General features: G+C 39.8%; 17 protein-coding genes. 10 read left to right on the top strand and 7 right to left on the bottom strand.

The window, feature by feature from the left end; all coding sequences use genetic code 11:
* Window positions 1–177: 177 nt before the first annotated feature.
* Window positions 178–981 (bottom strand): ABC transporter ATP-binding protein, encoded by an 804-nt coding sequence (locus AC21OH_RS09020; RefSeq protein ID WP_487370273.1) that lies wholly within the window; start codon window positions 979–981, stop codon window positions 178–180.
* Between the two features lie 427 nt (window positions 982–1,408).
* Window positions 1,409–1,726, bottom strand: coding sequence for a hypothetical protein (locus AC21OH_RS09025; protein ID WP_487370272.1), 318 nt, complete (start codon window positions 1,724–1,726; stop codon window positions 1,409–1,411).
* A gap of 518 nt (window positions 1,727–2,244) precedes the next feature.
* On the opposite strand from AC21OH_RS09025, the gene AC21OH_RS09030 reads away from it, so the two are divergent.
* The 5 genes from AC21OH_RS09030 (at window position 2,245) to gltS (ending at window position 7,425) form a co-directional block, all read left to right on the top strand.
* On the top strand, window positions 2,245–3,543 hold the full coding sequence (locus tag AC21OH_RS09030) for a glutamate-5-semialdehyde dehydrogenase (RefSeq protein ID WP_487370271.1): 1,299 nt from the start codon (window positions 2,245–2,247) through the stop codon (window positions 3,541–3,543).
* A gap of 202 nt (window positions 3,544–3,745) precedes the next feature.
* Window positions 3,746–4,444 (top strand): ZIP family metal transporter, encoded by a 699-nt coding sequence (locus tag AC21OH_RS09035; protein ID WP_486536324.1) that lies wholly within the window; start codon window positions 3,746–3,748, stop codon window positions 4,442–4,444.
* A 222-nt stretch (window positions 4,445–4,666) separates the two neighbouring features.
* Window positions 4,667–5,515 (top strand): ribonuclease domain-containing protein, encoded by an 849-nt coding sequence (locus tag AC21OH_RS09040; RefSeq protein ID WP_487370270.1) that lies wholly within the window; start codon window positions 4,667–4,669, stop codon window positions 5,513–5,515.
* 1 nt (window position 5,516) lies between these two features.
* The gene (locus tag AC21OH_RS09045) at window positions 5,517–5,858 is read left to right on the top strand and encodes a barstar family protein (RefSeq protein ID WP_487370269.1); all 342 of its coding nucleotides are present in this window, start codon (window positions 5,517–5,519) and stop codon (window positions 5,856–5,858) included.
* A 292-nt stretch (window positions 5,859–6,150) separates the two neighbouring features.
* The gene (gene gltS / locus AC21OH_RS09050) at window positions 6,151–7,425 is read left to right on the top strand and encodes a sodium/glutamate symporter (protein ID WP_487370268.1); all 1,275 of its coding nucleotides are present in this window, start codon (window positions 6,151–6,153) and stop codon (window positions 7,423–7,425) included.
* Between the two features lie 230 nt (window positions 7,426–7,655).
* On the opposite strand, the gene glyA is transcribed toward gltS, so the two are convergent.
* The 3 genes from glyA to AC21OH_RS09065 all read right to left on the bottom strand — a co-directional run bounded on the left by glyA (window position 7,656) and on the right by AC21OH_RS09065 (window position 11,835).
* On the bottom strand, window positions 7,656–8,912 hold the full coding sequence (gene glyA / locus AC21OH_RS09055; RefSeq protein WP_487370267.1) for a serine hydroxymethyltransferase: 1,257 nt from the start codon (window positions 8,910–8,912) through the stop codon (window positions 7,656–7,658).
* A gap of 1,038 nt (window positions 8,913–9,950) precedes the next feature.
* Window positions 9,951–10,418 carry a chorismate--pyruvate lyase family protein gene (locus AC21OH_RS09060; RefSeq protein ID WP_487370266.1) on the bottom strand — a complete coding sequence of 156 codons (468 nt, stop codon included), beginning with the start codon at window positions 10,416–10,418 and terminating at the stop codon, window positions 9,951–9,953.
* A gap of 55 nt (window positions 10,419–10,473) precedes the next feature.
* Window positions 10,474–11,835 (bottom strand): GNAT family N-acetyltransferase, encoded by a 1,362-nt coding sequence (locus AC21OH_RS09065; RefSeq protein WP_487370265.1) that lies wholly within the window; start codon window positions 11,833–11,835, stop codon window positions 10,474–10,476.
* Between the two features lie 826 nt (window positions 11,836–12,661).
* On the opposite strand from AC21OH_RS09065, the gene AC21OH_RS09070 reads away from it, so the two are divergent.
* The 4 genes from AC21OH_RS09070 to AC21OH_RS09085 all read left to right on the top strand — a co-directional run bounded on the left by AC21OH_RS09070 (window position 12,662) and on the right by AC21OH_RS09085 (window position 18,976).
* The gene (locus AC21OH_RS09070) at window positions 12,662–14,881 is read left to right on the top strand and encodes an NADP-dependent isocitrate dehydrogenase (RefSeq protein ID WP_487370264.1); all 2,220 of its coding nucleotides are present in this window, start codon (window positions 12,662–12,664) and stop codon (window positions 14,879–14,881) included.
* Window positions 14,882–15,441: 560 nt separating this feature from the next.
* Window positions 15,442–17,676 carry an NADP-dependent isocitrate dehydrogenase gene (locus AC21OH_RS09075; RefSeq protein ID WP_487370262.1) on the top strand — a complete coding sequence of 745 codons (2,235 nt, stop codon included), beginning with the start codon at window positions 15,442–15,444 and terminating at the stop codon, window positions 17,674–17,676.
* Window positions 17,677–17,761: 85 nt separating this feature from the next.
* Entirely contained in the window at window positions 17,762–18,292 is a 531-nt protein-coding gene (locus AC21OH_RS09080; RefSeq protein ID WP_487370261.1) for an ion channel, read from the top strand.
* Window positions 18,293–18,364: 72 nt separating this feature from the next.
* Window positions 18,365–18,976: a pseudouridine synthase gene (locus AC21OH_RS09085; RefSeq protein ID WP_487370260.1), complete on the top strand. Its 612-nt coding sequence runs from the start codon at window positions 18,365–18,367 to the stop codon at window positions 18,974–18,976.
* 108 nt (window positions 18,977–19,084) lie between these two features.
* Here AC21OH_RS09085 and AC21OH_RS09090 read toward each other — a convergent pair whose 3' ends face one another.
* Complete coding sequence (locus AC21OH_RS09090; RefSeq protein ID WP_487370259.1) at window positions 19,085–19,999, bottom strand: DMT family transporter; 915 nt, start codon at window positions 19,997–19,999, stop codon at window positions 19,085–19,087.
* A 413-nt stretch (window positions 20,000–20,412) separates the two neighbouring features.
* Here AC21OH_RS09090 and AC21OH_RS09095 point away from each other — a divergent pair, with 413 nt between their 5' ends.
* Window positions 20,413–21,000, top strand: coding sequence for a YdcF family protein (locus AC21OH_RS09095; RefSeq protein ID WP_487370258.1), 588 nt, complete (start codon window positions 20,413–20,415; stop codon window positions 20,998–21,000).
* A 33-nt stretch (window positions 21,001–21,033) separates the two neighbouring features.
* Here AC21OH_RS09095 and AC21OH_RS09100 read toward each other — a convergent pair whose 3' ends face one another.
* Window positions 21,034–22,953 carry a M61 family metallopeptidase gene (locus AC21OH_RS09100; RefSeq protein ID WP_487370256.1) on the bottom strand — a complete coding sequence of 640 codons (1,920 nt, stop codon included), beginning with the start codon at window positions 22,951–22,953 and terminating at the stop codon, window positions 21,034–21,036.
* Window positions 22,954–23,143: the final 190 nt, after the last annotated feature.

Here is a 23,143-nt window from a genome sequence, read left to right on the forward strand (position 1 = left end):
ACTAACTGAAACTTATAGCACTAAAGTCTTATCGGCTGTTGACAAAAATAATACCCGAGCAATGTCATAAAAACAAATATTTTATTGCGTAAACCTAATTTTAAAGGATTCAATTGCAAATGAATTCTATTATAGGCGCTTAATTTTTACTTTTTTACAAAAATAACGTTATTAGATTTAAATCGTATTTGCATCTGCTCTATGCGATGCCATAAATTCACGCACTCGAGTCGATTTGGGATTATCAAAAACTTGTTCAGGAGTTCCCATCTCTTCTATACGCCCCTCATGCAAGAAAACAACTTTAGACGACACATCACGTGCAAAGCGCATTTCATGCGTCACGATTAACATGGTACGGCCTTCAGCAGCCAACTCACGCATAACCGCCAATACTTCATTCACAAGCTCTGGGTCAAGGGCTGAGGTTGGCTCATCAAATAACAGTACTTGCGGCTTCATAGCTAGGGCACGAGCAATGGCCACGCGCTGACGCTGACCACCCGATAAGTTATCAGGGTAGGCATCTTTTTTATCGTGAAGTCCTACCTTTTTTAGTAATGCCTCTGCTTCTTGCATCGCCTCACTCTTTTTCATTTTTAAAACTTGAGTTGGCCCTTCAATGATATTTTCCAAAATTGTTTTGTGTGGCCACAAATTAAAATTTTGAAATACAAATCCTACCCGTGCTCTCAAATTTTCAAGCTGCGCACGGTTTTTGGCTTGAAGCTCACCTGACTTGCTTGGGACGAGGTCAAGCGTTTCATTACCTAAGGTAATCGTGCCTTTATTGGGCTTTTCAAGTAGATTAATACAGCGAAGCAGTGTGGACTTGCCCGAGCCTGAAGAGCCCAGTATGGAGATAACATCACCATCATAAGCAGTTATCGACGCTCCTTTTAATACCTCAAGCGATCCATAGCTTTTATATATATTTTGCAAATCAAGGGCAACAGGTCGATCTGAAGTAGCATTTGACATAAAGGTGAACGGTATCCGATATTTAATATTATTAATTTAAGCAAGCGCATTATAACCCATAGTTTTTAGACTGACATACAGCTTAATTAAGTATTAAGCCATAAAAAAGCAGTCATACCCGACAGACTTCTATACCAAATATGGTATAGGCAGTTATATGCCTTGCTATTAAGGTTTATATTGTCTCTTAAAACCTATTAAATAAGCAACTAATTATATAAGCAGTTAAATAAGTAACCTATATAAATAAGCTAATAGATAAGCAACTAATTTAGCGCAGTACCTTTACCTGACTATTAAATTCAATCACGTATAAAGCTATAAGACCAATGCATATGCAAACCTCGCCTAGACAGTCATACATGCATTGGTCGCATTTTATTTAGCTGACATCATACACGATGTTCTAAACTTATGAATTTAATACTTAATAGGTGGATACGTGCTCTTCTTGCTCAGTACCATCTAGTATTTCGGCATCGTCCGCTGAGTCAAGTTGTTCTTCTTGAGCCGCTAAACTCTCTTCACTTGCCTCAACATCTGGATCTGCAAGCTCAATGTCATTGTCATTGCCAATATGCGTACTGTCAGTATCGTTAGATTCAGTTTCAATAGTTTGAGACTCTTCGGCTTCGGCGCCTTCAACCTCGGCTTCCTGCTCAGGGCTGCTACATGCAGAGACACCTAGTGTTAGAATACTCGCTGCTAATACCTGTGCAATAAGTGATGTTTTAAAGTTTTTCATATGAGTACCTATTCATTTATGTTGCACTTAAATTTATCTTAAACTAAGTTATTTGTGAGCTTAAAGCACTGGGTACTTAAAGCTTTTATAATGAAGTGTCTGTAACTTTTTTACCAGTCATACATAATTTACCAGTCATACATAATTTACCAGTCATACATTAATTTCAGTCATATATTAAAAGATATGCACTAAAAATCATGTAATAAAAGATATGTAATAAAAGAATTATAGACACTCAAGCACTATTATAAACCATCCTTTCTTAAAGTTGTTTCTCACTAACTCATAGTTTCTTGCAAATAGCTAATTAATAACGGCTACTTACTTAAGTTACTACTAATCTTTAACATGCAAAAGCAGAATTTAGTAATGCTTTGTGAGCGTATGTCCTTAAGTATAATTTTGCCAGTATAAGTGTGGGTCGCAAACCGCTTTACTAATATCTCTATCTGCTTTATGTTATAACAAAAGTTATCTTATCTTTATACTTTTCTTCATCTATTAGGACACTGTAAATGGGACAGAACATAACGGATATCAAACAATACATGCAGCAAGTAGGCAAACAAGCTAGAGCTGCCTCAAGAGAGCTGGCTGCTGCGAGTACGGGTAAAAAAAATAACGCCTTGCTTTGCATATATGACAAATTGCAAGCCGCTAAATCTGACATTTTGACTGCCAATAAAATCGATATGGATAAAGGTCGTAGTAATAATTTAGAATCCGCCTTACTTGATCGATTAGAATTAACAGACGCACGCTTTAAGGGCATGTTACAAGGCTTAAAAGATGTCTCAAATCTGCCAGATCCTATTGGTGAGGTTACGGATATGACGTACCGCCCATCTGGCATACAATTGGGTAAAATGCGTGTGCCATTAGGCGTGGTCGGTATGATTTATGAATCTCGCCCCAATGTGACCTTAGAAGCTGCTTCGTTAGCTTTAAAATCTGGTAATGCCATTATCTTACGCGGCGGCTCTGAGGCATTTGAGTCCAATCAAGCTATTGCCAAGTGTATCATAGAGGGCTTGAAAGAATCAGGTTTGCCAGAGCATGGCGTTCAAGTATTGCAAACTACCGATCGAGCTGCTGTGGGCGAATTGATTACAATGACTGATTATGTTGATGTGATTGTACCGCGCGGCGGCAAGGGTCTTATCGAACGTATTAGTAATGATGCAAAAGTACCCGTTATTAAACATTTAGACGGAAATTGTCATACCTTTATAGATAGTGATGCAGATCCTAAAATTGCTATTGATGTCAGTGTCAATGCCAAAACACACCGCTATGGCACATGCAATACGATGGAGACGCTATTAATAGATAAAGATATTGCAGAATCTCTATTACCTAAAGTTGCCGAAGCCATTGTCGATGCGGACGACGCCATGCAGCTTCGTCTTGATGCCGTATCGATGACTATCTTAGATGATAACCTAAAGCTGTCAGGTCATTTAAGTGACGCTAATGATGCGGACTGGGATACGGAGTATTTGGCTCCTATTTTAGCCATTAAGATAGTCGAGAACATAGATGAGGCCATTCAACATATCAATACGCATGGTAGTCATCATACCGATGCTATTATTACGGACAATTACACCAAATCTCAACGTTTTATTCGTGAGGTCGACTCTTCAAGCGTTATGATTAATGCTTCAAGCCGATTTGCAGATGGTTTTGAATATGGCCTTGGCGCAGAAATTGGTATCTCCACCGATAAGATTCATGCTCGTGGTCCAGTCGGGCTTGAAGGATTAACGTCTCAGAAGTGGATTGTTTATGGGCATGGCGAGGTGCGTAGTTAAACTAATAACTTAATATAAAAATCACGAGACCTATAAATGCCAGTATAATCTGGCATTTTTTTGATTGATCCAATTATTTTATAGCATCATACAGTGTGAGTTTTATCAAAAATATATTGTTACTAAAATATTGCTAATGGTGACAATTAAATCTAATATTTTTGATATCGTTACGCGTATAAAGTAATAAGAGGTATCCGTTATGATGATGTTTTTAGTAATATTGGTCGTGTCTAGCGCATTGATAGTGGGTGCACTATGGGGCGTTTATGGCAAGCTCCCAGACTGGATGCAAGGCAACCTTTTAGCAATAGCAGGTGGCGCGCTGATGCTAGCGGTCGCCTTAGAGATGTTGCAACCTGCAATATCAGAAGGTGGGCTGCTAAATGCTGTTATATTCACCATGATTGGTGCAATGGTATTCACAGGTGTCGATTATCTCATTGATGAAAAGATGGACAGTAGCGGCGGTGGCGGTCTTTTGGCTGCGGTTACTTTAGATGGTGTGCCTGAGAACTTAGCGTTAGGCGTCTCTTTAATTAGTGGAAACCCAATGCAAGTCGCTGCATTAGCAGGATCTATATTACTATCTAACTTACCAGAAGCAGCGGGCGGCGCAAAACAAATGAAAGAAGGCGGCGCTAATAAAAAAACCATCATTTTAATTTGGATAGGCGCCGCAGTACTATTGTCAGTCGCTGCTATATTGGGTAATTTACTACTTAGAGATGTATCAAAGTCCGCTTTAAGCTCTATCGACTGTTTCGCCGCTGGTGCTGTCATCGCATCATTAGCCACCGAGCTATTCCCTGAAGCTTTCAAAAAAGGCAACCACTGGGCTGGTATTAGTACTGCAATTGGTTTGGTAATAGCCTTAGCGCTTAATCAATTAGGTGGTTAAATAATTAGCTACTATCTTAAGGTTATATTAATCTTTGGGGTTATATCTATTTTGTTTACCTACTATTTTTATGCCAATCAACGCCCATACTATTCATTACATTTAAAGACTGTTGTTTAGGCACTGTTATTCTTTTTTAAACGCAGCTTTTTAAACTTAACTTTTCAGACATAGCTTTTTAAACATAGCTATTTAAAACACGGTTATAAGGACGACTGCTTCATGCAAAGTGGTAAGATAAAGTATTGGAATGAGAACAAAGGTTACGGATTTATTGACGTCGACTCTCAGTCTGAAGACGTTTTTTTCCATATCAGTCATTCAAGATTAGAGGGGCCAATACAGGTAGGTCAGCACGTCATATTTAATAGTGAGCGCGACGAGCAAAACCGTCTTAATGCAATCGAAGTTACTAATACAGAGTTTGACTTATCATCTGACTCTGCATTAGGTTCACATAAGGCTTCTACAATCTTAGATACTCAGTCTACTCATAAGCCCTTAAATAGCAGTCAGCTCAATAACCGCCAAACTAATAGCAACGGCGCACACAGTAATAGAGCCAAGATTCATGTAGCAGACAAAAGCTGGCTATCACGATTGATGACGATCATAGCGATTGTAGCTGTCGCCATATATGTCTTTGGTGATTTAAATCTTAGTAACACGTCCGCAAGCGATAATCCTTCAAATATTACACAATCATCATCTATAGGTTCTGACAGCTCAAGCACTTACCCAGCTATCAAAGAGGATGATGGGTCTATTGAAGTTACTGGTATAGAAGTTACTAAAACAGATATCACTGGAGATGCACAAGTTGACCAGACGATTGCCTTGATTCAACAAGGTGGACCTTACCCCTATCCTCGTAAGGACGGTTCAACTTTTTATAATCGAGAAGGTCGCTTGCCTAACAAGCCTAATGGGTATTATCGAGAGTACACGGTACCTACGCCAGGAGTATCACATCGAGGAGCACGGCGTATCGTCACGGGTGGTAATCCGCCTACCGTATATTATCTAACCGTAGATCACTATGACAGTTTCAAACCACTCAAGGTCGATTAATATGACACAAGCGATTCTCTTTATTCCAAAGCATCCTCATATGATGGATACTATACCCGCAAACGCTAAATTGTTACCTTTAACAAATGAGATAAACAAACAAACCTTATTGAAAGCGCTTGATGACGCTTGTTATTTTCCCAGTTACTTTGCACACAATTGGGATAGCGCATGGGACTGTTTGACCGACAGTGATGTTGAGAACTTAAGCTTAGATTTGACCGCCATCGATACTATAAATACCGAAGACTTCAATGTATTTAAAAACATGATTCAAGATGCATTCCAAGACTTTGGAAAGCCAAAGCTGTGGGTAATCGTAAATGAAGAGCCTAATAGATGAACCTAAATAGTAATAGAGGTAGAGTCAGATAACCATAAGTTTATATTAGGTGTGAATCAAATCTGTAAATAGAATCTTTGAATAGCATTTTTTAAATAACTTACTTGAATAACTGCTTTAAAAGGCCTCTTCACATAAGACAGATATAACATAAAATCTTATGGCTTAACAACACTCCACATTATTTATAGACGACTTAACGTTAATTATTAAACTATAATAATCCATATTTTTAATCTTCATGTGGTAACACGTATAAAAAAGAGAAAATATAAGTAATAAGGATAGACTTATGGATGTTACTTTGAATGGCTATTACACCCTTATATTAGCCACTTTGGTCTTATTATTAGGACGTTTTTTAGTAAAAAGAATAAAGTTTTTAGAGGACTTCAACATCCCAGAACCCGTTGCGGGTGGTCTAGTTGCTGCGGTGATTGTTTATGTCCTCAATCTAATCTGGGGCTATAGTTTTAACTTTCAGCAAGAGCTACAGACAGCTTGTATGTTAATGTTCTTTGCCTCTATTGGACTCAGTGCTGACTTTGGACGATTAAAGGCTGGGGGTACGCCTTTATTGATATTCACCGCTGTAGTTTCTTCATTCATTGTCGTGCAAGACATTGTTGGTGTTTCTATGGCCTCATTGCTGGGACTTGATCCTTTATTAGGTTTGGTTACTGGCTCTATCGCCTTAACTGGCGGGCATGGTACTGCAGGGGCGTGGGGTATCACTTTGGAAGAGCAGTATGGCGTGGTGGGCGCCACTACATTAGGTATCGCAGTGGCGACCTATGGCCTTGTTGCAGGTGGCGTTATTGGTGGCCCAGTTGCTCGCCGTCTTATTAATAAATTAGGCGTTGAGCCTGCGCCAGTAAATCTTAACCCTAGTGAAACTGAGCGCCTTGCAGGACAGCAATCCCTTTATAGCACAAAGCATAATGAAGAGGATGCACACAGAAATAAAGAGATATTTGAAAAACCAGACAACATACGTCTTATTACCGCTTCTTCTACTATTGAATCGTTGGCCTTGTTTGCTGCAGCATTAGCATTCGCAGATGTTATGACCCTACTAGGTGATGGCACTTGGTTTGATTTGCCGACTTTCGTTTGGGCGCTGGCTGGCGGCGTTATTATCCGTAACGTATTGACTTTAGTTTTTGACTTCAACATGTTTGATCGTGCCATTGATGTGATCGGTAATGCTTCTTTGAGCTTATTCTTAGCCATGGCTTTATTATCACTAAAACTATGGCAGCTAACCGATTTGGCAGGCCCTGTACTTATTATCCTAATCGTACAAACGCTGATCATGATTCTATACGTTTATCTACTGACTTTTAGAATTATGGGTAAAGACTATGATGCCGCCGTATTATCTGCAGGACACTGCGGGTTTGGTATGGGCGCGACCCCAACTGCGATTGCTAATATGCAAGCCGTAACGGACCGTTATCTGCCATCACCTAAAGCCTTTTTGATTGTGCCTATGGTTGGCGCATTCTTTGTGGATATCGTCAATGCCACCGTACTACAAATATTTGTGAACTTACCATTTATGTAGTTGGTAGCGTCAAAGTGCTTAATAAAATTAAGGCGCTTTGATTTTATAGTTCATATCTACAATAAGCTTTAAGACAAAAACCGCCTAGCCATAAGCTAAGCGGTTTTTTTATCAAGCGTTTATACAATCCAATGCATACAAAGCAACCCAACGCATACAAGTCAATCTAATGCATACAAGTCAATCTAACGCATACAAGGCAATCTTACGCATTAAAGCAACAACGCTAATTACTGATTGCTTTCATAAACTGGCAATTCTGCACAGATTTTCTGTACTTTCTCACGCGTCTCAGCGATTACTTTTTCATCACCACGGCTGTCTAACACATTACAAATCCAGCCGGCTAACTCGCTAGATTGTTCTTCGTTAAAGCCGCGCGTGGTAATGGCTGGCGTACCAATACGAATACCAGAAGTCACAAACGGTGATTTAGGGTCATTTGGTACGGCGTTTTTGTTAACAGTAATACCTGCATCACCCAACCATTTGTCTGCTTCTTTACCCGTCATCTCTTGCTTCACTAAACTTATTAGCATTAGATGGTTTTCAGTACCCCCAGAGATGATGTCATAACCGCGCTGTTGGATAACTTTCGCCATCGCTTGAGCATTTTTAACCACTTGATGCTGATAAGTTTTAAAGTCATCTTGCAAGGCTTCTTTAAAGCAAACCGCTTTTGCTGCGATGGCGTGCATCAATGGGCCACCTTGGTTGCCTGGGAATACAGCCGAATTTAGCTTCTTAGCTAATTTGTCATCACGAGATAGGATTAGACCTGAACGTGGGCCACGCAAGGTTTTGTGAGTGGTGGTCGTTACCACATCAGCAAAAGGAACTGGGCTTGGATACACACCTGCCGCTACTAGACCTGCGACATGCGCCATATCGACAAAGAAATATGCACCTACTTGGTCTGCTATATCACGGAAACGCTGCCAATCCACTACTTGCGAATAGGCAGAGAAGCCGGCAATAATCATTTTTGGTTTGTGCACTTTTGCCAAACGCTCAACTTCATCATAGTCAATTAGACCGGTTTCTTCGACTAAGCCATATTGAACCGCATTGTAGTTGATGCCTGAGAAGTTCACGTGTGCGCCATGAGTTAAGTGACCACCAGCGTCTAAGCTCATACCCAGTACCGTGTCACCAGCATCAAGCAGGGCTAAAAATACCGCAGAGTTGGCTTGGCTACCGGCATGGGGCTGGACGTTGGCGTACTCTGCACCAAATAATTCTTTTGCGCGGTCAATGGCTAACTGCTCAACGATATCGACATACTCACAACCGCCATAATAGCGCTTACCAGGATAGCCTTCCGCATATTTGTTGGTTAAATCTGAACCTTGAGCTTCCATAACTGCTGGTGAGCAATAGTTTTCAGAAGCGATTAACTCAATATGGCTCTCTTGACGCTTGGTTTCTGACTGCATAGCGTCATGTAATTCTGGATCGTAATCTTTAATGCTAATATCTTTAAACATAGTATTATCCTATAAAGTCTTTTTTTAAACGTTGTTAACGATGTAAAACGGATGCAGAACCAAACTAAGCCAACTTATTTATCAAAATTCGATAGCTAAAACTAACGGCACCTAATGCGCTAAGCGATTTAAGCAGTGTTATGCCACATGTATCTTGTTTATAGTCAGCGAATTACTAAACGGTTACGGTGTTAACCTTGATACACATACATGAGCTCAGCCTATATGAACTTGGCCTATAAGAACTTGGCCTACATGAATGGTACTTGTACTCGGTTGCCTTGTAACTATTTTAGACTTCTTTTTAGTCTTATTCGACTATACATGCCGTCCGTTTGCAATTAATTAGTTTGTAATAAGTTAGTTTGCAATGTGTCGTTTGAAATTAGATAGTAAGTTTAACATGAAATTTTAAAGTCTAAAGACAAATAACCCGCAATAAGATGATGAATATTTAGGTTTCGATGATTAAGGGCTGTATATAATTGATTCATGGAACTGGCAGAGGCTATTTTTTAGGCAATATGCTATGCAGGGTAATTTTCGCAGCTGAGTCGTTCTAAGTTAGAACCGTTAATTATTGAATGTCGCGATATATTGGCAAAAAATAGCCCTGCCCCCTCTCGAGCATAGCTCTCGCCTTGCGAACGTTCAAAGCAATGCTTTGCTCGAGAACCGTTCTCAAGGCTGATGCTAAAATTGCCCCAAACGTTGTTGTAAACCTAGCTAAGGTCCAATACGCTTCGGGCATTATCAGCGGTTTACGCCTAGTTTGGAACACAGCTTGGATTAATTGGTATAGTCGGCGAACTTATAAAGAGTCACGGTGTTAACCTCGTTAAGCCTACCCTAGTAGTACTTGCACTCGGTTGCCTTGTGACTACTTTAAAGCTCTTTGACTATAGCTATCAATAGTCTTAATTAAGCAACTCTATACAGCCCCTAATGTTAATTCATTGTTAAGTGCTAAAGGTTCAATAACTGTATTAAATATCCGCCCCAAACCATCTATTGGTGATTCTAGTGCCATCATTACTTCTAATCAAAAAAACTTTCTAGAAATGTTTCACTGATGACAAGTGGCCTATCTTGCCAATTGTATAGAGTTTGTCGCCTCCAGCCATTTTTAGTAAGCTTGATACTGCGCGTTTGAGGCAGTTTGTTGCGTCGTTTAAACAAAACATAGCCGATGGGCGTCCCGCGCAAGCTTTGGAGTCGTTTTGCGTCCCCCTTTAAACTATAAAGTGGAAATATGCTTTGGGCAGCAACCCATTCCTGCTGCTCATTACCATATAAGCAAGTTTCTCTTATCCAAGCCATGACTGGTCGATTAAGCTGATAGCCTGTATACCCCAGCTGTTTCTTTTGCGCTAAGGTCAATGGCTGATATCCTTCATATATAGGTTTTACCCTTAGAGGCTGCCCTGCTTTGGCTTCGAGTAAGGCAGTTAATGATCCAGATGACTGTAGCCAAAACTTGGCTTGTTGAGGTAGCGCTTGTGCCATTTATTAACCTTATTTGTGTTTGTTTAAGTGGCTGTTAATGAGTGGTCTTAGGATATCAGCCTTGAAATAATGGCATATTTGAGATATTAAATGGCAATGCCTCATGCGCTTGCCGGCGATACGTGAACATATAGTCTCGATCTTGCTGACAAAAGTCAGCTATGGCAGGCTCAAATTGCGTATCATAGATACGGTGCAATGAATAGGTTCTATGCGGTACAAACCCTCTTATTAATTTGTGCTCGCCTTGAGTACCAGGATCAAAATACTTAAGCCCTTGTGCAATTGCAAACTCAATCCCTTGGTAATAACACAGCTCGAAATGCAAGCTATCATAGTCATCTAAAGCGCCCCAATATCTACCGTATAAAGTAGCGTCCTCTTGATTGATATCATCATAAAAAAACAAACTACTCGCGACAATATCGTCATTATTATCGATGGCTTGAGCCAACATCAAGTTTGGCGCCATGGTTTGGGAGATTTGTTCAAAAAACTCAGGTATCAAATATGGGTGACGCCCTCTAATGGCATAAGTCATGGCATAGCATTTGTAAAATACCTCCCAATCTTGCTTAGTAATATGTGCGCCTGTTTTAATTTGGCACCTTAGATTCTGTTTGGCTATTTTTTTTCGCTCTGCTCGTATGTTTTTTCGCTTTTTGGCCGTGAGGGTACTCAAAAAGTCATCGAAGTCTTTAAATACTTCAGTATCAACCTCTGAATCATGTTTTAATTTTTGATTTTGCCATAAAAACTGACATCCTTGACGTTCAAGATTCTGATGGTTATAAAAAGGACTGGGTAAATCTGACAAAGTATCCATTTGCTTTTCACTAATGAACAGCCCATGCCAGCTTGAAGCTTCTATTTGGTTGGCAACATCATCTATCGCTGCAATCGCGGTTTTACAAATCTCTACCGTGAGTGGTTGATCTTGTATCAACCAAAATCTTGCACCAGATACTGGCGTATAAGGAACACTGGTGACCAGTCTTGGGTAATAATTCACCCCATAACGCGCATACGCTTCTGCCCACGCATGATCAAACACATATTCACCTTGATGATGCCCTTTAATAAATAAGGGCATTGCAGCAATGAGCGACGAGTTATTAGTCTCATCATTAGACTGCTCAGAATTAACATAATTAATGCTCTGTTTAAGGCTACTGCTCTCTTTATCGCCAATACTCTGTTTACGGCTGTTATCATTTAGACTCATGTCATTTTTATTAACGTGGTCAGATTTGTAAATTAGAATATACAACGGCACCCATCCAGACTGCTGCCCTATAGCATGTGTATCTCTTAAGGCTTGCCAGTATTCAAAGGACATAAATGGAGTGTCTGGCTGTTGCCAATTGGCTTTAGACTGCCAAGTTGTTTCTTGTACGATAGCGTAGGTATAGGTCATAGATTAAGATTTATTTTAATTATATTAGTCGTCTAGCGTATCAAATTTTATCGTTGATTCTGTCATTATTTGCAAATAAAGTCATTCAAATAAAGTCATTCAAAAATAGCCATACAAATACAATCATCCATATACGGCCATGCAAATTCTTGAATAATAGTTCAACTTGAACCTAACATTCTTATCTCAATATTCTTATCTCAATATTCTTAATCAAGCCTGATCAAAGCAGAAAATCTAACCAAACTTATTTACTAATAAAAAATACATGCTTTACCCTTTAAAAATTTATACTTAAGTATGCGTGGCTCCAAAGATGATATCTATGTTAATCACTGGTAGAATATAGGTTCAAGCGCTATGGTTAGCGTATTATGTTTATTATAATTGTTATACATAGATAGCGTTTAATAATAGTATACTTGTACACTCTATTTCTATTACACTTTATTAATATAGAAATAACTTATAAAGTTTATGTTTAAGGCGTACTCCCAATATACATTATCTAATATTAATCGCTTTATAGTCATCATTAACAATCATCACGAACAATCATAATGAATAGTCGAAAAACAAAAAAAAGCACGATGTAAATTAGGGTTAAAAGGTCTTGGCTTTAATATTGCATCTATTGTTCAACTTATATCAGATTATCAATAGGTTATATTATGTTTAAGTGTTCAAGCATCTAGTGCGTTTTGATAATAGTCAAACGGTTGAGCCTATTCATATGACAATATCGTATGCTTAATGTTGTGACAACACCCATTGATTATTTTAAGCAGTTTCAATTAACAACAAACTAAAGGAATCGAATACTATAATGCAAAAAATTATATATACAAAGACCGATGAAGCGCCAGCGCTGGCCACGTTATCTTTTTTACCAATTGTAGAAGCTTTTAGTAAAACCGCAGGTATTTCAGTTGAAACCAGCGACATATCTGTTGCAGCGCGAATACTGGCAGAGTTTCCAGATTATCTTACTGATGACCAAAAGGTGTCTGATGACTTAGCAAAGCTGGGTCGTCTGACGCAAGATCCCAATACCAATATTATCAAACTTCCCAATATCAGTGCATCTGTTGGCCAATTAAAAGCTGCTATTGAGGAGCTTCAAAGTAAAGGCTATGCCCTTCCTGACTTTCCTGAAGATCCCCAAACCGAAGAAGAAAAACAAATACTTAAGCGTTATGGTAAAGCACTTGGTAGTGCAGTAAACCCCGTATTACGTGAAGGTAACTCAGATCGCCGCGCACCAAAAGCGGTTAAAAACTACGCCCGTAAACATCCTCATTCGATGGGTGAATGGAAGCAGTGGTCAAGTACGCATGTCTCTCACATGCATCAAGGTGACTTCTATCACGGCGAACAGTCCATAACTTTAGACAAATCTCGCAATGTGCGTATGGAGCTGCTATTAGAAGATGGTACGACCAATGTTTTAAAGCCAGAGATTGCTTTAGAAGATAAAGAAATTATAGATCTTATGTTTATGAGCAAAAAATCATTGCTCAAGTTCTATGAAGAGGAAATGGAAGACTGCCGTGAAGCAGGAATTTTGTTCTCTTTGCATGTAAAAGCAACCATGATGAAGGTATCTCATCCTATCGTCTTTGGTCATGCAGTTCGTATTTATTACAAAGAAGCTTTTGAGAAGCATGGTGAAACTTTTGAAAAGTTAGGCATCAATGTTAATAACGGTATGGCGGACTTATACGATAAAATCAAAGAGCTACCCGCGTCTATGCAAGATGAAATCACTTATGACTTACACGCGTGTCAAGAGCATCGTCCTCGCTTAGCGATGGTCGATTCGTCAAAAGGGATTACCAACTTCCACTCTCCTAACGACGTGATTGTTGATGCTTCAATGCCAGCGATGATCCGTAACGGTGGTAAAATGTGGGGTGCCGATGGTAAGTTATATGATTGTAAAGCCGTTATGCCAGAGTCTACCTTTGCTCGTATCTATCAAGAAATGATTAACTTCTGTAAGTGGCACGGTAACTTTGACCCGACCACTATGGGTACAGTGCCAAACGTTGGCTTAATGGCCAAAAAAGCAGAAGAATACGGCTCACATGATAAGACCTTTGAATCTAGCGACTCAGGTATTGCCCGTATTGTAGATAACAATACAGATGAAGTGCTGATGGAGCAAGCAGTTGAGAAAGGCGACATCTGGCGTATGTGTCAGGTAAAAGATGAGCCGATTCAGGACTGGGTAAAGCTTGCCGTGACTCGCGCTCGTGAATCAGATATGCCAGCAGTATTCTGGTTAGATCCTTATAGACCTCATGAAAGAGAGCTTACTCAAAAAGTAGAGACTTATCTAAAAGATCATGATACTGAAGGTCTGCGCATTTATATCATGTCTCAAGTGCGCGCTATGCGTTATACCCTTGAGCGCGTCTCTCGCGGTCTGGATACCATTTCGGTGACGGGTAATATCTTACGTGATTATCTTACTGACCTGTTCCCAATTTTAGAGCTGGGTACCAGTGCAAAAATGCTGTCTGTGGTGCCATTAATGAAAGGTGGCGGTTTGTTCGAAACAGGTGCTGGCGGTTCTGCGCCTAAGCATGTTCAACAGCTACTTGAGGAGAACCATTTACGCTGGGATTCTCTAGGCGAGTTCATGGCATTGACTGAATCATTAGAACATTTATCAAAGAATCAGGGTAATCCAAAAGCGAAAGTGTTAGCCAGTACCCTTGAAGAAGCCATTGAAAAGCTATTGATAGAAGATAAGTCGCCGTCACGTAAGACTGGGGAAATAGACAACCGTGGCAGCCACTTCTACCTTGCACTTTACTGGGCACAAGAGCTTGCTAATCAAGATCAAGACAGTGAGCTTAAAGCTGAATTTGCGCCACTAGCAGAACAATTAGCTAGCAATGAACAAACCATTATGCAAGAGCTTAATGAGGTTCAAGGCAAATCTGTGGATCTTAAAGGCTATTATCTAGCTGATGAAGAGACTGCTAAAGAAGTTATGCGTCCAAGTGAGACGTTTAATAAAGCTCTTGCCTCGCTTTAAGAGGGCTTAATCTATCTACAACACTGGCTTATATTAATGCTGTAAATCTAGCCTGTGTCTAAAGCGAGTCAGTTTATTGATAAATGATACAGATTAAATAGCCATAGTGATCGAAAACTCGATAAAGTTATAAACACCCTAAGCGTTCATACGCTTGGGGTGTTTTTTATGACATAACCAAGATTCTATCTTTAAAATAAATCTAGCTTTAATATGAGCCTGTAATAAAAAGCAATACAACGATTAGCTACATAACGATAAGTAGTAGATACGATTCTTAAACTGATTTCAAATTCAATCTTTTAGTATGCTTAGACTATTAATTTTATAAAACCAAAAAATTAAAACAACAATGCATAAGAATTAGAAATTCATATCATATTCATAGCCTCATAAATAGCCTAATAATCAATAAGCTGTAAACTCAATAAGTCAATCAACCCAACTTATATCAATCGCGCTATCTTTTACTCATTTTATCTATTAATCACTGTAAATTTCTAAACAATTAAGTCAAGTTATAACCATTCAATTATACATATCAAAGGAACACGATTATTATGTCAAAAATTGTATATACCAAAACAGATGAAGCACCCGCACTTGCTACCCAATCTTTTCTACCTATTGTACAAGCCTTTACTAAGACTGCTGGTATCAACATCGAAGTGAGTGACATCTCATTGGCAAGTCGCATCTTAGCTTTGTTTCCAGACTATTTGGATGAGTCGCAACAAGTTCCTAACGCCCTTGAAGCGCTTGGTGAGCTGGTTTTAAAACCTGAAGCCAATATTATTAAACTCCCGAACATCAGTGCCTCTATCCATCAATTAAAAAAAGCGATAAAAGAGCTTCAAGATAAAGGGTATGCCCTTCCAGACTTTCCTGATGATCCTCAAACCGAAGAAGAAAAAGACATACGTGCACGTTTTGATAAAGTAAAAGGCAGTGCCGTTAACCCTGTATTACGTGAAGGTAACTCTGACAGACGGGCACCCAAAGCCGTTAAAGCTTATGCCAGATCAAACCCGCATTCTATGAAAGAGTGGTCGCATGACTCTAAGTCGCACGTATCAACCATGAGCTTTTGTGATTTTGCTGATGATGAGAAATCACTTGTTATTGAAAAGCCCACCAACTACCGTATTATCTTTAGAGATGACGTGAATAACGTTACTGAACTTAAAGGCCCTGCTCCTTTAAAAGAAGGTGAACTAATTGATACCTCAATACTGTGCTATAGCATCTTAAAGAACTTTTTGGCCGAACAAGTACAGGATGCTAAAGATCAAGGCGTCTTATTCTCAATTCATATGAAAGCGACCATGATGAAGGTATCTGACCCTATTATCTTTGGGGAAGCTGTCAGAGTTTATTTCAAAGATCTATTTGAGAAACATGGTGAGACTTTTGATGAGATTGGCGTCAATGTCAATAATGGATTTGCACAATTGCTGTCTAAAATACAAGAGCTACCCGATGCCAAACGTCAAGAAATTGAAGCAGATATTCAAAAAATATATGACAAAAACCCACCGCTTGCTATGGTAGATTCAGACAAAGGCATTACGAATTTACACGTTCCAAGCGACGTTATTGTTGATGCGTCCATGCCTGCAATGATACGAAATGGCGGTAAGATGTGGGGACCAGATGGTGAGCTTCATGATACCAAAGCGGTCATCCCTGATAGTAGCTATGCCGACTTATACGAAGAGACGATCAAATTTTGTAAAGAGCATGGCGCTTTTGACCCTACGACAATGGGTACAGTACCTAACGTTGGTTTAATGGCGCAAAAAGCAGAAGAGTATGGCTCACATAATACAACCTTTCAGATGCCAAGCGCTGGTAAAGTGCAGGTACTTGATGATGATGGCAATGTATTAACAGAACACGCCGTTCAGCAAGATGACATCTGGCGTATGAACCGAGTTAAAGATGAACCAGTCAAAGACTGGGTTAAGCTTGCAGTCACTCGCGCCAAAGCCAGTGGCATGCCAGCCATATTTTGGCTAGACAAAAATCGTCCACATCATGCTGCTTTAATTAAAAAAGTGGCGCATTATCTAAAAGATTATGATACAGAAGGTCTAGATATTCGCATCATGTCCATAAAAGAGGCAACGCGCTTCACCCTTGAGCGTCTAAAAGCGGGTAAAGATACTATTTCGGTAACGGGTAATGTATTACGCGACTATCTAACTGACCTATTTCCAATTTTAGAGCTTGGTACCAGTGCCAAGATGCTCTCAATCGTACCATTAATGAATGGCGGTGGTCTATTTGAAACTGGTGCAGGTGGTTCTGCTCCTAAGCATGTTCAACAAGTGTTGGAAGAAAATCATTTGCGCTGGGATTCTTTAGGAGAGTTTCTTGCTTTATCAGTATCACTAGAGCACGAAGCTTGGCATAGTGGTAAGAATGGAGATGAGTCCAATCCCAAAGCTCAAATACTAGCGGACACATTAAGTGAGGCGACTGAGAAACTACTACTAAGTAATAAGTCGCCTTCTCGAAAAGTAGGCGAGCTTGACAACCGAGGTAGCCACTTTTATTTGGCCTTGTACTGGGCACAGGAATTGGCGAATCAAGATGAAGATAGCGATCTAAAAGCGCGGTTTAAGCCATTTGCACAGATGCTCGCAGACAATGAGACGCAAATAGTACAAGAGCTCAATGATGTACAAGGTCAACCCGTTGATCTCAGCGGCTACTACTTACCTGATGATGACAAGATGAGACAAGTTATGCGCCCTAGTACAACCTTTAATAACGCATTAGACTCACTATAAAAAATTTGGCTACCATAGCACTTAATGTGTCAATATACCTCATTGGTTAATACCTAACCGGTGGGGTTTTTAAAATAGGCTTTATATGATGTTAGTAAAATTAAACAACGCCAGAGCGACGCTAATCCTTTTTATAACAATTGGCATTATTTGGTATGGTCTTGCCTGCTTTTTGCCTAATGAATTTCTCAGAGATATAGTCATTGTCTGCTTAACCTTCCCATTTTGTGGTGTATTTTTATGGTCCTTGTTCAGTACTTTAAAACGTATATTTGCTGATAAAGGCAATCTATGGAAAGAGCTTATATTGTCCATTGTAAATGTCATCATATTTTTACTAGCATTTTCAGGTGTGTATCAGCAAATAGGTATCATTGATAACACACTAGATGGTAGACCCATCACTCAAGACTTCTGGTTATGTCTTTATTATTCCATTATTACCTTTACCTCTACCGGCTATGGGGATTTTCATCCACAAAGTATTGGACGTATTTTGGCAAGTATCCACGCGTTGGTAGGTTATTTGGTATTAGGCCTTATGGCCTCTACCAGCATGTCTGTTATTCAATGGAAAGCAGATGGCAGTGGTGTTAATCGTGGTACTGAAAAATAGATATAAGAGATATTAAGACTAACCCAGTTTAATTTCGTATTCATTGTTAACCCCCGATTTAAGAGCAATGTTATGTCAGCTACAAGCCTCATTCTATTTAACAAACCTTATGGTGTTCAAAGCCAATTTAGTGATGATGCGAATAATAAATATACTCCCCTTGCTAAGTTTTTCAGTGATAAGTCGTTGCGAGTAGCGGGACGTCTTGATGCGACCAGTGAAGGATTATTACTACTAACGGCAGATGGTCGAGTAAACAAAGCGATTACTCATCCGCCCAAAGCCAATGCTGGACGCAAGCAAGGCAAAACTTATTTGGTGCAAGTAGAAGGGGTTCCTACACAAGAGCAGTTGGATGACCTTCGTAAAGGTGTCATTTTAAAAGATGGCAAAACCTTACCTGCTGAGATAGCTCATATCAGTGAAGATGAGTTGCCCATGCTGCTTTGGCAACGTGATCCACCGATACGTGAACGCATAAGTGTGCCCGACTCTTGGCTAATAATGACTATATATGAAGGTAAAAACCGCCAAGTTCGACGCATGACGGCTCATGTCGGACTACCCTGCCTGCGTCTGATCCGTTGGTCAGTGGCAGGCTTTGAGCTTGGTGATTTGAAGGTTGGGGAGTTTGTACGCATACATTTAAATGCCGAACGATTAAAGCAATTAGGTATTAGTTAAATTTTGCAGTGTCATAAAGCTTAAAAACCCTAAAACAGCCCATAGCCACTGCTATTATAGGATTTGAGATACGTATTATTGAGTCAGTTCCTATTCGTTTTACAGTGCCTAACCGTCTTCATTATATGTTTCTTCCCATATTAACTTGACTGGATTTTGACGGCGTTCGTAATGGGTGACAAATACCACTGATGCGATAATGAGTGCTGAACCCACCCAAAGCATACCTGGTGGCACCCAGCCAAAGACGATAAATCCTGCCAATACATTGAGTGGGAGTTTGATATGATCAAAAGGCTGCACAAAGGACGCATCGGCCACCGAATAAGCTTTAGCAATAGACCACTGCGCAAATGCGGTCAAACCGCCAATAAGTATCAATAATCCCCAAACTTGCCAATTACTTGGTATATCAAAACTAGGTAAACCAAATAAAATATTAAATGGTAGCATCAATGCTAAAAGATAAAAAACAATAGTCGTTGGCGTGTCTCGGCTCACTGTAAACTTAGTCATAAGCGACGCACTGGCCCAGAAAAAAGCAGCAGCCACTGGCATTAAGCTTGCCCACATAAATTCATCCGACCATGGCTGTAATACCAACATTGCGCCGATAAAACCCACCAAAGTCGCAACCCATCTCACCAGACTCACAGATTCACGCAAGATAAGGCCAGAGCCTACTGTAGCAAACAAAGGCGATACCATGAGCAGCGCAATGCCTTGCCAAATAGGTACAGGGTAGGCAAGCGCCCACGTCCATAGCTGAATACCAATAACTGAAAAACCTACCCGTATCACGTGCAGCAGACGAAAGTCTGATTTGACTGCAGAACGAATCGATCCTGTACGCATTAGCGGTAAGAACAATAATAACGCTATACCGTATTGTAATAACACCGCGGCGCCAGAGCCTAAACCATAATTTATACCGAGATATTGTAAGGTGGTATTGATGATGGCAAACATAAAGCCTGCTGCAACCATCCAAAATGCGCCCTGTACAGGCTGATGATAAGACATAATGTGGGTCTAATGATGATCAAGCTATGAAATGGAATCAGACACTTATAAGGATGTCTACTTAGGAGGTGGGATGATACCTAATTATCTAAATAATGTCCTTATAGTCTAAGTAGTTTTTCTAAGCACTTTGGTTATGAGCGCTCTAGTTATGCCAGTCTAAATAAATAACTGATAAAGTATAAACCTTACTTTTTATTAATTCTTCATATAACGTCTCGAAGCTAGGAGCTTGTTTACTTGAATTTATTAGCTTGCACTTATCTCATAGTTACAACATAAATCACAGTAATTGTTCATAATTTTCATTACATTTCCTTAAAAATTGGATAATCTTTAAGATATTAATCTCCGCTTATGGCTCTTTGACTGCATCGACTGCTATTGAAATTTAAAAAACTAAGGTTATAACGTTGCGTGTTTTAAAGTACTTAGGTCTTGTTTTATTACTGATTATCGTCAGCTTTTTTACTATCAATGCCTATACGATATATCAGTATTCAGCGACTTATAGCGACGCTAAGTCGGATGTTGCAATAGTACTAGGTGCGGGCACGGCAGATGGTCAACCGTCGCCTATATTTAAAGAACGGCTTAACCATGGTAAATATTTATATGAGACAAACAAAGTAGATAAATTAATTTTAACCGGTGGATTTGGCAATAATGCAAATGAGGCAGACAGCCAAATCGCTAGACGATATCTAATCAGGTTAGGTCTGCCAGAGGCTGTCATGTTCGTTGAAGACAAATCTCAATATACTTTTGAGAACCTGATTGAAGCACATAACATCATGCAGGTACACCATTTAGAGACGTGTTTACTTGTCTCAGACCCACTGCATATGAAACGCTCCATAGCGTTAGCCAGTCAACAAGGCATGGTCTGTCAGCCCTCACCAACCACCACCTCAATGTATCGATCACTTATTCCAAAACTCAAATCGCTACTATATGAGACGTTTTACTACTCGTTAGGCAAGATGGGAGGCAAAAACTAGATTACATTACATTAAAACTTATATTATTAAATTCTACTTTAAAATCTTTGGAGTTAACCATCCCTCAAAACCAGACTCATTTAAGCTTAAACTCACTTTCCCTAGACTAGGATTAGCACTAATACCAGATTGAGTCTTAGAGTTTAGAGTAAAGCTCATCAGCTCATCACGGCGAAAAGCATAACACTGTACAGACTCTAGACCTGATTTTGCAATACTGTGCAATTGCTTTTTAGTCGCTTTAACACCGTCAATCGCTACAATCACATCTTTGGCAGAAATTCCCGCTTCCGCTGCTACGCTATCACGCAATACTTTGTTGACTTTCAAACCCTCTTCAGATTCAGAAACAGCCGCGCCCCACGGTAGGGTATTATCTTTTTCATCGACCTCGAAGCTAATGCCATTTGCCTCTAGAAGCTGCTGGATAGGTAGCTCTTCAACCCCATTCACATAACGCGCTTTAAAGTCTTGCCACACCGCGTTATCAATAAATTGACTGATAACTTGTGTCAAGTTATCATCATTCATACCGACACGAATACGTTTGCCAGCTTTGCCCTGTTCTTTTGCCAATTGATAAAAAGCTTTAACCACATCAAACAAGCGATACTGGCCGTCAGTATGCTGCATTAAAGTTATATCTAAACATAGCGCAACCAATGCCCCTTTGTTGTAATAACTGATTCCGGCATTACCTGTATTTTCACCAGCACGATACAATTTAATCCAAGCATCAAAGCTAGATTCTGCAACACTCTGTAGCTTACGGCCATGCGTTTGGGTATAGCGATTTATTTGTCCTTGAAGCAGCTTTAGGTAGCTGTCTTTACCCACCACGCCAGACGCTTGTAGCATAAAGTCGTCAATATAAGAGGTAAAGCCTTCAAAGACCCACAATAAAGGTGTGTAGGCTTCAGTGCGCAAATTGACATCCATCATCACATCTGGACGCACGGTTTTAACCCACCATGCATGAAAGTACTCGTGACTACATAGCCCTAAAAAGCGCTGATAGTTCTCGCTTGGCTCTTTAGGCTCATCGCTGGTAGGTAGATCGCTACGCGGAGTTACGAGACTCGTTGAATTAATATGCTCCAATCCGCCATAATCATTCCCACTGGCGTAAGTCATAAAAGTATAACCATCGTACTGATCATTACCAAATGGCGCGTCACCTAACCAGCTTACATAGGTTTGGCATATTTGCTGTAAGTCTTGCTGTAGTCTACCTAAGTTCGCACTGTGTTTGCCTGAAAGATAAAACCGATGCGCTATCGTATTATGTGCATTATCATGAACGATAAAATTAAACTCATTTTGCGGCGCAATCTCAAACGGATAATCGATTAGCTCATGATAGTTCTCGGCCTGTAGATGATAATGGTGAGCGCTTTCAGTATGTAAATACGTGGCATTTAACCCACAGGCAAGCTTTACTTTTTTGTCAGTTGTATTAAGCTCATAAAAGGCATGCGGCACACTTAAAGTTACTTCGGCCGCTATGTCCTCCATACCCTCTACCGCTAATGTAAGTGAGGTAAAGTTACCGTATAAGCGTGTCTGATCTACATAAGCGGTGCGTACTGACAAATCATAGCAATAAACCTCATAGTTGACTCGTACGTTGCTGCCGGATTTAACGCTATCAAGTAACCACTCGTTTTTACTCACTTTAATCACTTTTTGCGTAGTGATACTATCAACTGATGCGTCCTCTACCGTGTAGTTTACCGCAGTTATGTTGCGGGCAAACTCACGCATCAAATAGCTTCCGGGTATCCATGATGGTAGCCAGAGTAATGGTTTGTCTTGAGTAGCGGTAAAGGTTAGACTCACATCAACTACATGTTGTTTAAAGCGTTTAAAGTCTAACGTAAAGGCAAGGGTCTGATTAGATTGCTGTATGTCGGTAGTTGTGGAGTCATTTTTAATAGTATTTAAAGTCTTCATAAGGTTTTTATTTGTCTCTATTACGTCAGTGGTTAATTTGGCATTGATTTAATTGGCATTGATTTAATTGGCATTGATTTAATTGGCATTGATTTAATTGGTATTGATTAAAAGGATAATGATTTAAAAGATATTGGTTCGATAGATAACGTGTTCAAGGCTATGCTTTGCAGACTGTGTTATTGATTTA

The sequence above is a fragment of the Psychrobacter sp. CX10 genome (genome assembly GCF_057621575.2).

Coding starts and splice junctions, on each gene's coding strand:
- AC21OH_RS09020 (WP_487370273.1), bottom strand. CDS start 981: ATGTCAAATGCTACTTCAGATCGACCTGTTGCCCTTGATTTGCAAAAT.
- AC21OH_RS09025 (WP_487370272.1), bottom strand. CDS start 1,726: ATGAAAAACTTTAAAACATCACTTATTGCACAGGTATTAGCAGCGAGT.
- AC21OH_RS09030 (WP_487370271.1), top strand. CDS start 2,245: ATGGGACAGAACATAACGGATATCAAACAATACATGCAGCAAGTAGGC.
- AC21OH_RS09035 (WP_486536324.1), top strand. CDS start 3,746: ATGATGATGTTTTTAGTAATATTGGTCGTGTCTAGCGCATTGATAGTG.
- AC21OH_RS09040 (WP_487370270.1), top strand. CDS start 4,667: ATGCAAAGTGGTAAGATAAAGTATTGGAATGAGAACAAAGGTTACGGA.
- AC21OH_RS09045 (WP_487370269.1), top strand. CDS start 5,517: ATGACACAAGCGATTCTCTTTATTCCAAAGCATCCTCATATGATGGAT.
- gltS (WP_487370268.1), top strand. CDS start 6,151: ATGGATGTTACTTTGAATGGCTATTACACCCTTATATTAGCCACTTTG.
- glyA (WP_487370267.1), bottom strand. CDS start 8,912: ATGTTTAAAGATATTAGCATTAAAGATTACGATCCAGAATTACATGAC.
- AC21OH_RS09060 (WP_487370266.1), bottom strand. CDS start 10,418: ATGGCACAAGCGCTACCTCAACAAGCCAAGTTTTGGCTACAGTCATCT.
- AC21OH_RS09065 (WP_487370265.1), bottom strand. CDS start 11,835: ATGACCTATACCTACGCTATCGTACAAGAAACAACTTGGCAGTCTAAA.
- AC21OH_RS09070 (WP_487370264.1), top strand. CDS start 12,662: ATGCAAAAAATTATATATACAAAGACCGATGAAGCGCCAGCGCTGGCC.
- AC21OH_RS09075 (WP_487370262.1), top strand. CDS start 15,442: ATGTCAAAAATTGTATATACCAAAACAGATGAAGCACCCGCACTTGCT.
- AC21OH_RS09080 (WP_487370261.1), top strand. CDS start 17,762: ATGATGTTAGTAAAATTAAACAACGCCAGAGCGACGCTAATCCTTTTT.
- AC21OH_RS09085 (WP_487370260.1), top strand. CDS start 18,365: ATGTCAGCTACAAGCCTCATTCTATTTAACAAACCTTATGGTGTTCAA.
- AC21OH_RS09090 (WP_487370259.1), bottom strand. CDS start 19,999: ATGTCTTATCATCAGCCTGTACAGGGCGCATTTTGGATGGTTGCAGCA.
- AC21OH_RS09100 (WP_487370256.1), bottom strand. CDS start 22,953: ATGAAGACTTTAAATACTATTAAAAATGACTCCACAACTACCGACATA.